Annotated in this window: 15 protein-coding genes; 4 read left to right on the forward strand and 11 right to left on the reverse strand. The window is 60.3% G+C overall.

Annotated elements, in window-relative coordinates:
- Positions 1–23: 23 nt before the first annotated feature.
- The gene (locus ACK4FF_RS01375) at positions 24–764 is read left to right on the forward strand and encodes a TerC family protein (RefSeq protein ID WP_409703825.1); all 741 of its coding nucleotides are present in this window, start codon (positions 24–26) and stop codon (positions 762–764) included.
- Positions 765–887: 123 nt separating this feature from the next.
- Positions 888–1,496 carry a histidine phosphatase family protein gene (locus ACK4FF_RS01380; RefSeq protein ID WP_409703827.1) on the forward strand — a complete coding sequence of 203 codons (609 nt, stop codon included), beginning with the start codon at positions 888–890 and terminating at the stop codon, positions 1,494–1,496.
- Positions 1,497–1,509: 13 nt separating this feature from the next.
- On the opposite strand, the gene ACK4FF_RS01385 is transcribed toward ACK4FF_RS01380, so the two are convergent.
- Positions 1,510–2,418 (reverse strand): DMT family transporter, encoded by a 909-nt coding sequence (locus ACK4FF_RS01385; protein WP_409703830.1) that lies wholly within the window; start codon positions 2,416–2,418, stop codon positions 1,510–1,512.
- A 77-nt stretch (positions 2,419–2,495) separates the two neighbouring features.
- Between ACK4FF_RS01385 and ACK4FF_RS01390 the strand changes: the two genes are divergently transcribed.
- Entirely contained in the window at positions 2,496–3,881 is a 1,386-nt protein-coding gene (locus ACK4FF_RS01390; protein ID WP_409703833.1) for an ABC1 kinase family protein, read from the forward strand.
- 21 nt (positions 3,882–3,902) lie between these two features.
- Here the strand turns inward: ACK4FF_RS01390 and ACK4FF_RS01395 are convergent, their stop codons facing one another.
- Both ACK4FF_RS01395 and hemN read right to left on the reverse strand, forming a co-directional pair.
- Positions 3,903–4,601, reverse strand: coding sequence for a sulfite exporter TauE/SafE family protein (locus ACK4FF_RS01395; RefSeq protein ID WP_409703836.1), 699 nt, complete (start codon positions 4,599–4,601; stop codon positions 3,903–3,905).
- 12 nt (positions 4,602–4,613) lie between these two features.
- Positions 4,614–6,044 (reverse strand): oxygen-independent coproporphyrinogen III oxidase, encoded by a 1,431-nt coding sequence (gene hemN, locus ACK4FF_RS01400; RefSeq protein WP_409703838.1) that lies wholly within the window; start codon positions 6,042–6,044, stop codon positions 4,614–4,616.
- Positions 6,045–6,158: 114 nt separating this feature from the next.
- On the opposite strand from hemN, the gene fnr reads away from it, so the two are divergent.
- The gene (gene fnr / locus ACK4FF_RS01405; RefSeq protein WP_409703840.1) at positions 6,159–6,896 is read left to right on the forward strand and encodes a fumarate/nitrate reduction transcriptional regulator Fnr; all 738 of its coding nucleotides are present in this window, start codon (positions 6,159–6,161) and stop codon (positions 6,894–6,896) included.
- Between the two features lie 4 nt (positions 6,897–6,900).
- Here the strand turns inward: fnr and ACK4FF_RS01410 are convergent, their stop codons facing one another.
- The 8 genes from ACK4FF_RS01410 to ACK4FF_RS01445 all read right to left on the reverse strand — a co-directional run bounded on the left by ACK4FF_RS01410 (position 6,901) and on the right by ACK4FF_RS01445 (position 14,293).
- Entirely contained in the window at positions 6,901–7,101 is a 201-nt protein-coding gene (locus ACK4FF_RS01410; protein WP_409703842.1) for a lipoprotein transmembrane, read from the reverse strand.
- A 15-nt stretch (positions 7,102–7,116) separates the two neighbouring features.
- Complete coding sequence (ccoG, locus tag ACK4FF_RS01415) at positions 7,117–8,553, reverse strand: cytochrome c oxidase accessory protein CcoG (protein ID WP_409703844.1); 1,437 nt, start codon at positions 8,551–8,553, stop codon at positions 7,117–7,119.
- A 35-nt stretch (positions 8,554–8,588) separates the two neighbouring features.
- Positions 8,589–9,503 carry a cytochrome-c oxidase, cbb3-type subunit III gene (gene ccoP, locus ACK4FF_RS01420; protein ID WP_409703846.1) on the reverse strand — a complete coding sequence of 305 codons (915 nt, stop codon included), beginning with the start codon at positions 9,501–9,503 and terminating at the stop codon, positions 8,589–8,591.
- Entirely contained in the window at positions 9,496–9,681 is a 186-nt protein-coding gene (locus ACK4FF_RS01425) for a hypothetical protein (protein ID WP_409703848.1), read from the reverse strand. Before ACK4FF_RS01425 ends, ccoP begins: the two co-directional genes overlap by 8 nt.
- 1 nt (position 9,682) lies before the next feature.
- Positions 9,683–10,324 carry a cytochrome-c oxidase, cbb3-type subunit II gene (gene ccoO / locus ACK4FF_RS01430; protein ID WP_409703850.1) on the reverse strand — a complete coding sequence of 214 codons (642 nt, stop codon included), beginning with the start codon at positions 10,322–10,324 and terminating at the stop codon, positions 9,683–9,685.
- A 15-nt stretch (positions 10,325–10,339) separates the two neighbouring features.
- Positions 10,340–11,779 carry a cytochrome-c oxidase, cbb3-type subunit I gene (ccoN, locus tag ACK4FF_RS01435; RefSeq protein WP_409703852.1) on the reverse strand — a complete coding sequence of 480 codons (1,440 nt, stop codon included), beginning with the start codon at positions 11,777–11,779 and terminating at the stop codon, positions 10,340–10,342.
- 103 nt (positions 11,780–11,882) lie between these two features.
- Positions 11,883–12,038, reverse strand: a complete 156-nt coding sequence (gene ccoS, locus ACK4FF_RS01440; RefSeq protein WP_409703854.1) for a cbb3-type cytochrome oxidase assembly protein CcoS — start codon at positions 12,036–12,038, stop codon at positions 11,883–11,885.
- Positions 12,035–14,293, reverse strand: a complete 2,259-nt coding sequence (locus tag ACK4FF_RS01445; protein ID WP_409703856.1) for a heavy metal translocating P-type ATPase — start codon at positions 14,291–14,293, stop codon at positions 12,035–12,037. Before ACK4FF_RS01445 ends, ccoS begins: the two co-directional genes overlap by 4 nt.
- Positions 14,294–14,320: the final 27 nt, after the last annotated feature.

Below are 14,320 nucleotides of genomic sequence, written 5' to 3' on the forward strand. Positions count from 1 at the left end.
AATCGTTAGATTCGGGAGTATTCATGGAGTTGTTGACGGATCCCAATGTGTGGATCGCTTTTGCCATTCTGACCAGCCTGGAAGTGGTGCTGGGCATCGACAACGTGATTTTCATTTCCGTGCTGGTGGCCAAGCTGCCAGCAGAAATGCAGGACAAAGTACGCCGCTTCGGGCTGATGTTCGCCATGATCACGCGCGTGGGCTTGCTGTTTTCCCTGTCCTGGATCATCGGGCTGACCGAGCCCATGTTTGAGGTGATGGGCAAAGCCATCACCGGGCGCGACTTGGTGCTGTTTTTTGGTGGCTTGTTTTTGCTGTGGAAAGCGTCCAAGGAAATTTACCTGCAAGTTGAGGTACCCAACCACGCGGAGGAAAGCGCGGGCACTGGCAAAATCGCCGGTAAAACCGGGGCGGTGCTGTTCTGGTCGTCGATTGTGCAGATCGGCATTCTGGACATTGTGTTCAGCCTGGACTCGGTGATTACCGCGGTGGGCATGGTGGACCAAATTGAGGTGATGATTGCTGCGGTGATTGTGGCGGTGGCTGTGATGATGGTGGGTGCCAAGCCCATCGGTGATTTCGTGGATCGCCATGCCTCGGTCAAGGTGCTGGCCCTGTCCTTCCTGATGATGGTGGGCATGTTGCTGATTGCCGAGGCCTTCGGTGCCCACGTGCCCAAGGGTTACCTGTACAGCGCGATGGGCTTCTCCCTGTTGGTGGAACTGTTGAACCTGCGCTCGCGCAGCAAGCAGCCGAAGCACTGACTGCCATCAAACAATATGACACGCTGACCTACTTCGGGTAGTTCAACTTGTGACTGGCCAAACGGGCGATGTACACTGTTGTGCATCGCCCTTTGATTTTGTGGGCCTTTTTTGCAGATTCACATGCCTGCCTGGCACCCCACCTTCAGTATTCGCCCTGTCCGTTTGTTGCCCGCTTGCTTGCTGCCTTTGCTGGCCGCGTGGTCCATGCTGGATGGTGTGCGGCCCAATGCCGCGTGGGAGACGCTGAAACAACCCGGTGTTCATGCCCTGATGCGCCATGCCACTGCACCCGGCGTGGGTGACCCTGCCAACTTTGAATTGGGGCGGTGTGAAACCCAACGCAACTTGAGCACCCAGGGCCGGCAGGAAGCCCGCCAAACCGGGGAAGAGATACGCCGCAACAAAGTGACCTTCACGGCCGTGTACTCCAGCCAGTGGTGCCGCACCCAAGACACCGCCAAGGGCTTGGCCTTGGGGCCAGTGACGGAATTGCCAGCCTTGAACTCGTTCTTTCTGGAACGGGACAAGGAAGCCGAACAAACCCGTGGGTTGCGGCAGTTTTTGCAGGGCCTGAAGGCCGAGGACAAGGTGTTGATGGTGACCCATCAGGTGAACATCACCGCGCTGACGGGCATTTCCCCCAGTTCGGGCGAATTGGTGCTGATCCGTATGCAGCCCGATGGCTCAGTGCGCGTCATGGGACGGGTGCATGGGTTCGAGCCCCGTTAAAGCCAAACGCGCCTCAGGCTTTGCTGGGTGAGCGGGTGACCAAAGCGATCCCCAACGCCACTGGAATGATTCCCCACAGGTCTTGAGCATGCAAGGGCTCGTTCAGTACCCACCAACCGGCCAGCACGCCCAATGGCGGGGTCATGAACATCCACGCGCTGGCTTTGCTGGCGGCCTGCCCTTCCAACATGCTGAACCACAGCAGGTAACCCACAATAGACACCACGCCGATCAACCACAGCAAGGCCCACAAAAAGCGTGGGGTGAGGTGAAGTTCGGCCGGGGATTCCATCAACAAGGCCACGGGCAGCAGGGCCGCTGCACTGAGCAGAATTTGATACCCGGTTGACGCAGCGCGGTGCATGTTCACCGGCCAGCGTTTGTACAGCACCGTGCCCAAGGCCAGTGCACACAGGGCCAAGGCCACTTGGGCAAAGCCCAGCGCGGAATCCAGCGGGCCACCCACCCGGCCCTGAACCACCCAGGCCACCCCGGAAAAACCCAAAAAGAGGCCCAACCACTGCCGCGGCGCCATGGGCTCGCCCAGCAAGGTGCGCGACAGCAGGGACACCACAATGGGGTTGGCGCTGATGATCAAGGTGGCCATCCCGGAGGACAGGTGAGTCATGCCGACCCAGCTTAAGCCAAGGTACACCGCGTGGTTGAACAGCCCCACCACCAACAGGGCGATCCATTCGGGCCGCGTGGGCCAGCGCAACTGCCCAACAGCCGCCGACCACAGCAACAGCAGCGCACCCGCGATGAGAAACCGCACACTCAAGAACAACAGGGGCGGGCTGTCCAGCAAGCCGAGCTTGGCCGCGGGAAAAGCACTGGTCCAGATGAGGACAAAGAGCAGGGGGATCAGCGCCTGCGAAAAGAGGCTGGATTCGCGGCTGGGGTTGGGGTTGGTTTTTTTCACTGCGTGATTGTGCCAAAGTCTGGGCCGTGGTTCTACGGCACTTACCCTAGATCGCCAGTGAAGCGGCCACGGTGTGTATGATGACCAAGTTCACCTCAGCCTGTAGCAACACCATGCCCGACAACAATGACAAAGAACGCGATGAATCGCGCGAAAAAGCAGTGCCCAGTGGCCGCTTGGCCCGCTTGAGCCGTTTTGGCGCACTGGCCACCACCGTGGCTGGCTCGGTGGTGAAAAACGGCACCAAGCAATTGGCCCAAGGCAAGCGGCCCAAACTCAGCGAGTTGTTACTGACCCCCAAAAATGCCCTGCGTGTGGCCAACCAACTGGCGCAACTGCGCGGGGCGGCCATGAAACTGGGGCAACTGTTGTCCATGGATGCAGGGGACTTTCTGCCCAAAGAATTGGCGGAGATTCTGGCCAAGTTGAGGTCTGACGCTCACCACATGCCCCGGGCCCAACTGCTGGACATGCTGCGCAGGGAATTGGGCACTGACTGGGAGAGCAAGTTCTCGCGGTTTGACCTGAACCCGGTGGCAGCAGCCTCCATTGGCCAGGTACACAGGGCGGTGACGCCAGATGGCCACGCGGTGGCGGTGAAAATTCAGTACCCCGGCGTGCGTGAAAGCATCGACAGCGACATCGACAATGTGGCCTCCATCCTGAAGTTCACGGGCCTTGTGCCAGACAGCCTGGACTTGGCGCCGATTCTGGCCGAGGCCAAACGGCAATTGCACGATGAAGCCAATTACCTGCGCGAGGCCGATTGCATGGCGCACTTTCACGCCGCACTTCGCGGGCGGGACGGCTTGGTGGTGCCTGCGCCCCACAAGGCGCTGTGCACCTCGCGGGTGTTGGTGATGGACTATGTGGAAGGCACGGCCATTGAAGACTTGGCCACCGCCCCCCAAGCGGTGCGCGATGCGGTGATGACCCGTCTGTTTGAGTTGATGTTTGAAGAATTGTTTGTGATCAAGGCCATGCAGACTGACCCGAACTTCGCGAACTACCGATACCAAGCCGCCGCTGGCCGGGTGGTGTTGCTGGACTTCGGGGCCACGCGCCACTTTCAGGATTCATGGGTGCAGTGCTATCACGACATTCAGTCGGCCGCGTTGGCTGGAAGCCGCGACGGACTGGACCGGGCCGCGCGGGCCGTGAGTTACTTCGATGACAACACTCTGCCGCATCACCGCGAACTGGTGCTGGACCTGATGACCCTGTGCTGTGTGCCGCTGTGCACCGACGGGCCGTTCCGCTTTGGCCAGACTGACTTGGCCGAGCGCATCAGGGACAAAGGGCTGGCCTTGGCCGAGGACCGCAAGTTCTGGCATGCGCCCCCCATGGACAGTATTTTTCTGCATCGCAAGCTGGGGGGTATTTTCCTGCTGGCAGCCCGGCTGAAAGCCAATGTGGATGTGCGCAAAAGTTTGCAGACGGCCCTGGCCCGCACGCCGGGTTGATGTGCACGGTTGAGGTTCGGGCTACATGCACAGGCCCAAGCCTTGCAGCACCACTGGCGTTGAGCCGCCGTGGAAACGGTGCCAAGCCATCCAGGCAAGGCCAACAAGAATTGCCAAACCGGCCTGCCTGTTCACCCACGTTTCAGACCAACGGCCCAACGCCCACTGTTTGAGTCGACTGCCGCCCCACAGCGCAGGGCTGGACGCCAAGCTGAACACCCCTGCCAACACGGCCCCCTGCACTGCCGAGCCGCTGAGGAACGCCACGGCCAAGGCCGACCACCACACGCCGCAGGGCATCATCCACCACGACAAACCTGCCATGAACGCCGGATTCAACATGCGCCGCCGCACTGGCGCAGGGTTCAACCTTGCGTTCAACGCTGTGGGCAGTTGAACCCGCTGAAACCCGGTGGCACTGACACTTTGGCCACGCACCACCATCCATGTGGCTGACGCAGCCAACACCGTCCAGAACATGGCTTGCACCGCGAGAAAAAGGCCTTGATGCCTCATCACCCAACCCGCCAGCACCATCGATGAACCCCCGGTCACAGCACCAGCCAGCATGGTGGCCAACAGTCGCCCGGTGAGAAAGCTGCCCGCATGCCCACGCTGCGAAAGCCAAGGTGAACCCAAACCGCACCCACACATGGCGGCGCAATGCGGCCAGGCCAGCACACCCAGGGCCATGGCGGTGATGAGCAGGGAAACACTCATGACGGGTTCCCCTTACAACAGCTTGCTGCGCGACAGCGTGGAGTGCCGGCTGTATTGATCCAGACACATGGCAATTGGGCGTATGAAAAACCAGCCCGCTTCGGTCACTTCAATGGAGTCTTCGGTGCGCACCAACAGGCCTGCGGCTTCAAAAGGCTGAAGGCTGTCCAACTCAGCCTGAAAATGGGTTTTGAAATCGATCCAGTGGGTTTGGGAAAAATCGTCAAAATGCAATTCACCCTGGCACAACAAGCCCATGATGGCGCTGTGGCGGATCAGGTCTTCGCGGCTGCTGAGGTGGCCCCTGAACACGGCCAATTGCCCTTGGGCGATGCGGTCTTCGTAGTCATCCAGTTCCCGGGTGTTTTGAACCATCACATTGCCCACCCGGGAAATGGCGCTGACGCCCAGGCCGATGAGGTCGGCGTCCGGCTGGGTGGTGTAGCCCTGGAAATTGCGGTGCAAGCGGCCCTGCCTTTTTGCCACGGCCAGTGGGTCAGTTGGCTTGGCAAAATGGTCCATGCCAATGTAGTCATAGCCTGCACGGCGCATCTGTTCAATGGCCTGCGCCAACAAGGCCACTCGGCCTGCTGCATCCGGCAAGTCTGCGCTGTGAATGCGCCGCTGGGGTTTGAAGCGCTCGGGCAGGTGTGCATACCCGTACAGGGCCACACGGTCGGGGGCCAGTTCGATCAACTGGTCCAGCGTGTGAGCAAAACCCGCCGTGGTTTGCTTGGGCAGGCCGTAAATCAGATCCACATTGATGGACTCGAAGCCCAAACGCCGGGCGGCCTTCATCAAATCGCGCACCGATTCAAAAGACTGTTCGCGATGAACCGCTTTCTGAACCTCGGGGTTGAAATCCTGAACGCCAAAGCTCAAGCGGTTAAAGCCCATGCTGCGCAGGGCAAGCAGGCGGGTGTCGTTCACGGTCCGTGGGTCCACTTCGATGGACATTTCCACTTGCGCAGAAAACGGGAACAAGACCTTCAAACCGTTGACCACGCCCAACAGCTCCTGATCGGTCAGGAAGGTGGGGGTGCCGCCCCCAAAATGCAGTTGGGTCACAGGGCTCAAGTTGCCGGTGGCCGCCTTGGCGATCAACAGCGCCTCCTTTTCAAGGCGGTTGATGTATTGCTGAACCCGGTCGTGTTTTTTGGTGACCACTTTGTTACAGGCGCAGTAGTAACACACCGATTCACAAAAGGGCAGGTGCACATACAGCGACAAGGGGCGTTTAAGCCCACCCACACAGCGGGCCTGCAAGGCGTCCACCAAAGCCTCACCCGACACCGATTCCGTGCATTGGTCGATGGTGGGGTACGAGGTGTAGCGCGGGCCCGGAATGTCAAACTGGCGAAGCAGGGGTGCAAGCCCTTCAGGGGGCAGCGAGGCGTGCGCCAAGGTGGGCAAGGCGTTTAGGGCAATGATGTCAGCGCTCATGGAAACCACAGTGAGTTGAGTGTGGCCCCATGATGAAATGAACCCGCTGTTCGCGCTTTGATCTGTATCAAGCCCGGCCTACAATAGGCCCAATGCCATCGAGGAATTCTGTCCATGAGTGACCACGCCTGCACCGTCACCCTGTCGGAGCTGAAACGCAACTGCTCCAACTGCAACCTGCGCGACTTGTGCATGCCCATGGGGCTGAGCAATGAGGAATTGGTGAAACTGGACACGCTGGTGAGCCAGCGCCGCCGCATTCCCAAAGGCGAGGGGCTGTTTCGCACGGGCGATGATTTTCATGCGCTGTATGCGGTAAAAACCGGCACCTTCAAAACCCGATTGAACAGCAGCGAGGGGGCCGAACAAGTGATTGGCTTTCAGATGACCGGGGAAATTCTGGGGCTGGACGGCTTGGGCAGCGGTGCCCACATGTGTGACGCCGTGGCCCTGGAAGATTCTGAAGTGTGCATCATTCCCTATCAGACACTGGATGACCTGTCGCAGCAATTCCACAGCCTGCAAATGCATTTCCACCGGGTGATGGGGCGGGAAATTGTGAAGGACCAAAGCGTGATGCTGTTGTTGGGCAGTATGCGGGCTGAGCAGCGGCTGTCGGCTTTTCTGATGAACCTGTCGGAGCGGCAAAAGGCACGTGGATTTTCGGCCACCAGCATGGTGCTGCGCATGACACGGGAAGAAATCGGCAGTTACCTGGGCCTGACCATCGAAACCGTGAGCCGCACGCTCAGTAAGCTGCAGAAAGAAGCGCTGATCCGAATCGACCAGAAAAACCTCACCTTACTGAAGTTGGACGCTCTGCAAACCCTGGCCACGGGCCGTTTGCATTAAGGCCCTAGGGCTGCTGGGCGGGTGCTGCGGGGGTGACCCGCTCCACCGTCAGGCCGACTTTCCGGTGGGGCTCATTCGCCATGGTTTGTGGTTGTGAAGCCGCCAGCCAGAAAGTCATCAAACCGGCCACCACCACCACGGTGGGCAAGCCCAACACCAGCCACATCATGGGCTCGGCCCACCATACTTTGTTGTTGCTGTTCATACAGTCTCCTTCGGTTTATCGGGGTGCCAGAAACACAGCATGCTCGTCCACTTGCCCTCGGGCTCCATCGCCCAGGCGCTGGCTGCTGATGCGAAAGATCAGGGGGTTGCTGCCGGGTTGAACCGCCTCTTCGCGGGCCTGTACATGCACCACCACCCAATGGCTTTCTGTGGGTGCAAGCACGGTGGGGCCTGTGTCCGGGCTGTGGAACTGTGTGGCGGGGCCTACAGCCACATGGACTTGCACGGCTTGCTCGGTGTCGTTCATCAGGTTGATGCGGTACACGTTTTCCAGTTCACCGTTGTCCAGTACCCGGGCATTGACCGCTCGGTCTCGCACCACATCGGCACGTATGTCGGGCCGCAAGGCCAAGGTGGTGAACAGCCCGATGATCAAGGCCCACACCACCGCCGAATACACCAGCACCCGTGGGCGCAAAGCCCGTTTAAGCAAGGTTCGAGTGTCCCACCCCTTTGCCACGCCGTTCTGGGTGCTGTAGCGCACCAGCCCTCGCGCATAGCCCATCTTGTCCATCACCTGGTCGCACACATCCACACAGGCTGCGCAACCGATGCACTCGTATTGCAGGCCTTTTCGGATGTCGATGCCGGTGGGGCACACTTGCACGCACAAGGAACAATCCACGCAACTGCCAAGGCCGATTGCGGAGGGGTCAGCCTTTTTGCTGCGCGCACCCCGAGGCTCGCCCCGTTGTTCGTCGTAGGTGACCAGCAAGGTGTCCCGGTCAAACATGGCGCTTTGAAACCGCGCGTAGGGGCACATGTATTTACAGACCTGCTCACGCATAAACCCGGCGTTGCCATACGTCGCAAGGCTGTAAAAACCAATCCAGAAGCCTTCCCAACCACTCACACTGAGGGTGACAAGGCTGTGCCAAAGTGTGCGAATGGGTGTGAAATAGCCCACGAACGTGAAACCGGTCCACAAGGCCAGGGCCACCCAGCCCAGTTGCTTGGTGCCGGTTCGACGCACACGCTCCAGCGTCCATGGCCCTGCGGCCAAACGCAGGCGGGCTGAGCGGTCACCTTCGGCCCAACGCTCGATGGCCATGAACAGTTCGGTGTACACCGTTTGCGGGCAGGCGTACCCGCACCACACGCGGCCCGCCACGGCGGTGAACAAAAACAGGCTGAGTGCACACACCACCAACAGGCCAGTGAGGTAAATGAAGTCCTGCGGATAGAACACCAGTGGGCCCAGGTAAAAGCGGCGTGCGCTCAGGTCGAACAACATGAACTGCCGGTTGTTGGTCTGCACCCACGCCAAACCGTAAAACAGCGCTTGAGTGAACAGCACCATAGCCCAACGCGCGCGAGCAAAGCGGCCAGTCACCGACCGGGGCACTATTTTCTGATCGGCCTTGAACATGGACACCCACTGGGCATCCTGACCCCCAGTGGTCTGTTCCTGACGCTGCATGGCGACACCCATGGTGCAACTCCTGTGTACAAATCAAACACTGATCTTCATTGCGGGTTGGACAAGCCCCACACATACGCGGCCACCACTTGAATTTGCTCCGGCGTCAGCAACTGGGCATGGCTGGGCATGTGGTTCTGTCGGCCATTGCGCAGGGTTTCCAGAATGGCCTTTTCAGTGCCGCTGTACAGCCAGGTGCGGTCGCTGAGGTTCGGTGCGCCCAGCGCAACATTGCCCTTGCCGTCTGCACCGTGACAGGCTGCACACACCTCCTTGAACTTGGCACGGCCCAGTTGGGCCCGCAGGGAATCATTTTCCCGGCCAGACAGGCTCAACACATACTGGGCCACTGCGCGTTGCTCTTCACTGTTGCCCACCGCAGCGGCCATCGGGGGCATCGTCCCGTTACGGCCTTGCTCAATCGAGGTGCGAATCACTTCAGGGTCGCCGCCGTATAGCCAATCGCGGTCAGACAGGTTGGGAAAGCCCTTGCTGCCGCGCGCGTCGGAACCATGACACTGCGCGCAGTTGTTCAAGAAGATGCGCTGCCCAATGTCGCGGGCGTGTGGGTTGTGTGCGACCTGCTCTGGGCTCATGCCCTTGAATTCGCTGAACGCCGCTTGGGCAGACTGATCCAGCGTGGCGCGCTCTTGTTGGTACTGTTGTTGGGAAGACCAACCCAGCCAGCCTTGAATCACGGTCAACCCGGGGAAGGTGGCCAAATAGGCCAACGCAAACACCACGGTGATATAAAACAGGCCCATCCACCAGCGCGGCATGGGGTTGTTCAATTCCTTGAGGTCCTCGTCCCACACATGGCCTGTGGAATTGGTGTCCGGGTCCAGGCTGACCCTGAGCTTCCGGGACGCCTGCACCCACAAAAACAGGCCACAGGCCACAATGCCCACCAAGGTGATGGCGGCAATCAGCCACGCCATCGGGTTCAGGATGAAGTCATGCATGGTCATTCTCCGCATTCGATTCCGGATGGTCGTCGTCGGCCATCAACAGGGCCGAGACAGCCTCAAACTCGTCCTGGCGTTTCACGCTGTAGGCCCAGGCACTGATCCCCAGGAACAATCCCAAGGCCAGTACGGTCAGCAACTCTCGCCAGAACATCACATCGCTCAACAGGTTCATCTCAGCCTCCTTGGTTGGCAGGTGCCGACGCGATTGGGGTGGGGCGACGAACGCCCATGCTTTGCAGGTAAGCCACCAAGGCATCCAGTTCGGTTTTGTCCCGGACCTCTTGCTCGGCACTGCCCAACTGTTCGTCGGTGTAGGGCACGCCCACCGTGCGCAGGGCTTTCATGTGCTCGACCAAGGCCTGGCCGTCCAGCTTGTTACCGGCCAGCCAGGAATAGGCTGGCATATTGGACTCAGGCACCACATCGCGCGGGTTGTTCAGGTGAATGCGATGCCAATCGTCGCTGTAACGCCCACCCACACGGGCCAAATCGGGCCCGGTGCGCTTGCTGCCCCATTGAAACGGGTGGTCATACACAAACTCACCGGCGGTGGAAAAGGGGCCGTAGCGCAGCGTTTCTGCACGGAAGGGGCGAATCATTTGCGAGTGGCAGTTGTAACAACCCTCTTTGAGATACACGTCCCGGCCAGCCAGTTGCAAGGCGGTGTAGGGCACCACACCGGGAGCAGGTTCAGTGGTGCTGCGCTGGAAAAACAGCGGTGCAATTTCAACAGCGCCGCCCACACTGATCACCAACAGAACCAGCACCAGCATCAGCCAGGAGTTGGTTTCAATTTTTTCATGGGTGAAGTTCATCCGAGTTCTCCGAAATCAGGCGTGGGCCAAGGTGGGCAGCACGGGAATAGGGGCGTCTTTGCGTTGACCGCCCAAGGCCGTCATCCACACGTTCCAGGCCATGATCAGCATCCCGGTCACGTACAGCAGGCCGCCCAGAAAACGCACCACGTAGTAGGGGTAAGTGGCTTTCACCGATTCCACAAAGCTGTAGGTCAGCGTGCCGTCGGGGCTGATGTCACGCCACATCAGGCCTTGCATCACACCGGCAATCCACATGGCTGCGATGTACAGCACAATGCCGATGGTGCTGATCCAGAAATGCACCTCAATGGCGGTTTTGCTGTGCATCTCGGCTTTGCCGAACAGGCGGGGCACCAGGTAATACAGCGAGCCCATGCTGATCAAGCCCACCCAGCCGAGCGCACCGCTGTGCACATGGCCGATGGTCCAGTCGGTGTAATGGGACAGGGCGTTGACGGTTTTGATGGACATCATCGGCCCCTCGAACGTGCTCATGCCATAGAAGGACAGAGACACAATCAGGAAGCGCAGGATGGGGTCATCACGCAGTTTGTGCCAGGCCCCCGACAGGGTCATGATCCCGTTGATCATGCCGCCCCAGCTCGGCGCCAGCAAAATCAGACTGAACACCATGCCCACTGACTGAGTCCAGTCAGGCAGTGCGGTGTAATGCAGGTGGTGAGGGCCCGCCCACATGTAGGTGAAGATCAGCGCCCAGAAGTGGATGATCGACAGGCGGTAGGAATACACCGGCCTGCCCACCTGTTTGGGAATGAAGTAATACATCATGCCCAAAAAGCCGGCAGTGAGGAAAAAGCCCACGGCGTTGTGGCCGTACCACCACTGCACCATGGCGTCTTGCACGCCGGCGTACACCGAGTAGCTTTTCATCCAGCCTGCGGGAATGGCTGCGCTGTTCACGATGTGCAGCAGCGCGACCGCAATGATGAACGCGCCATAAAACCAGTTGGCCACATAAATGTGCTTGACCCGGCGTATGGCCAGCGTGCCGAAAAACACCACGGCATAAGCCACCCAAACCACGGCGATCAGCACATCAATCGGCCATTCCAGTTCGGCGTATTCCTTGCCTTGCGTGTAGCCCAGAGGCAAGGAAATGGCGGCAGCCACAATCACCGCTTGCCAGCCCCAGAAGTGAAAGGCCGCCAACTTGTCCGAGATCAGCCTGACATTGCAAGTGCGTTGCACCACGTAGTAGGACGTGGCAAACAAGGCGCATCCGCCAAACGCAAAAATGACCGCATTGGTGTGCAGGGGCCGCAAACGGCCATAACTTAACCAGGCGATGCCGTGGCCCAGTTCGGGCCAGGCCAGTTGCGCTGCAATCCAGCAGCCCACGGCCATGCCCACCACACCCCACAGCACGGCAGCCATCGAGAACTGCCGAACCACAGTGTAGTTGTAGCTTGTTGAAGAAGAAGAGTCGGCCACGTGTGCCTCCGCAAGTGAGTATTCGGAGACTCCATCGTGCCGAGGTGTGGGATGAAGCGCCTTGACCTAAATCAAGCAAACCCGATTTGCCGCCTTGGCCGGTTCAACGCGCCACCGGGGTGTCGTCATCCTGCACCACCTGCAAGGCCTGTTCATCGCCGGTGTCGAACTGGCCTGAATGAACCGCCCAGAACAGCGCCACACCCACCACACCAAGCAAGGCCACACTCAAGGGAATCAACAACATCAGAATGCTCATTCAAGCCTCCCCAAGCGCAAGGAATTGGCGACCACCACTGCACTGCTCAAACCCATGCCCAAAGCGGCCATCCACGGGGTCAGGTGGTTGCTCATGGCCAAGGGCAAAGCCACCAAGTTGTACACCACCGACCACACCAGGTTTTGCGCACCGAGCCGATGGGCCCATCGCCCAATGCCCAGCACATGCTGCAACGGGGTTAGGCCAGGCCTGAGCATCAACAAATCGGCCTGGCTTGCGCTCAGGTTACTGGCCCCCGCCGCGGCCACTGACACATCGGCTTGGGCAAACGGCGCTGCATCGTTCATCCCGTCGCCCATCATCAACACACTCAAACCCTTGGCCTGCTCGCGGGCAATCCACTCAGTCTTGGCCTGTGGGTCCAGCTCAGCCTGGCGGCTGGTGAAACGCAACTCAGGGCTCCAGGTTTCGACAGCTTCACATCGGTCGCCCGACACCACATGCACGGCGTAATTGGACTTGAGCGCAGCAAGCGCGCCCGCCAGGTCGGGGCTGTCGGGCATGTGGAGATCGAAACGCACAAGCACCCAAGGTGCCCCGGCTTGCCCGGCTGGTGCCACCGAAAGCCACACCTGGCTGGCACCGTTGGCCCCCGGGCAGTCCGCCAGTGCACCCACGTGGCGTGCACTGCCCAAACGGGCTGACCACGCTTGAGCGTGATGGCTTAAGTGGGCACTCAAGCCCAAACCCTTTTGCTCCTGAACCGAGTCGAGCACAACAGGGCTCAAAGGCTTGTCGCGGGCTTGCAAGACCAATTCGCGCATCAATGCGCGGGACAAAGGGTGCATGGAATGCCCAGCCAAAGACACCGCCAAAGCCAGCAAGTCGTGCCTCGGCCAATGTGGGCTGGCCGACTGAACCTCGACCCCACGCAACTGCGCCGTGCCACTGGTGAGGGTGCCGGTTTTGTCCAAGGCCAACACCCGCACCGCATGCAATCGGTCCAATGCCTCGGGGTTGCGGATCAACACCCCTGACGCGGCCAAATTTCGCATGGCAAACAGGCGCACCAGCGGTTGAGCCAAGGCCAAGGCACAAGGGCAGGTCACCATCAACACCGCCACCACCGCCGACCAAGCCTGCGCGCTGTCGCCCTGCACCTGGGCCCACCACAGCCCGCTGCCCAGTGCACACAGCGCAACAACCCCCACAAACCAAGGCAATGCCCGGTCCATCACGGAGCGGTGCCCGGGCCGCCCAGCCACTGCTTTGCGCAACAAATGGCCCAGTTGCCCCAGGCTGGACTGCCCATCCAGCCCACGAACCTCCAACTCCAGCGTGTGGGACAACACCCGGCTGCCCGCCAGCACCCAGTCGCGTGGCTGGCGATACACCGGGTCGGCTTCCCCAGTGCGCATGGACTCATCCAGCCAGCCATGCGCACCCGCCGGCAATTGGGCATCGACGGGGCATACCTGGCCTTGGCTTAAGCGAATTCGGTCGCCACTGGCCAAGCGGCTAACGGCCTGTGGGGCCCACTCCTCGTTGCGCCACACCGCCACCTGCACCGGAAAATCGGACTGCTGGGCGGCCAGAAAGGTCAAGGCTTTGGCCGTGTAAAGGCCCATCCACCATTGCACCCCCAGCAGCAGGGTCAGCAACATGGCCACCGAATCAAACCAGACGGGCTGTGACAAGTCGGTCAGCCGCAGGCTGCTCAGCGCAAATGCAAGCCACACCGACACTGCCACCAACTGGTCCATCACCAAACGCCCATCACGGGCAGCACGCCAAGCCCTGGACACATAGGGGCGCACGCAATACAACACCAGGGGCAAGGCAATCACCCACTGGGCCCAACGCAACAGGCTGGCCTCTTGAGTGCCGATGTCGGCCACGGAATAGAGGTACTCGGGTGCGCTGTACATCATGATTTGCATCATGGCCAGCAGCGCCACCAGAAAACGAAGCAGGCGTGAACGCGCCTGTTGGCTGTGGCGTTGCCCGGCCACGCGGTCTGTTGATTCACACGCCTGTACGGTCAAGCCGTACCCCAGGCGCCGGGCCTGCTGTGCCATCGCAGTGATGGCTTGGGCACCGGTGGCCACCCAACTGGCCCAGCCGCTGGCCGGGTTGACCTCGAATTGGTCCAGGCCCTGCACATGGCGCGCCGCCTGTTCAAGGTCCAAGGCACAGGCGGCACAGTCCATGCCCTCCACGCGGGCAAAGCCCTGCCATCGCCCATCAGGGCGCAGGTGCTGGGTATCGGCCAGGGTCAGGGGTGTCGTGTTCATGCAGTCTGAATCCACACTGGGTCAGAC

The sequence above is a fragment of the Limnobacter sp. genome, assembly GCF_046297615.1.
Lineage (GTDB): Bacteria > Pseudomonadota > Gammaproteobacteria > Burkholderiales > Burkholderiaceae_B > Limnobacter.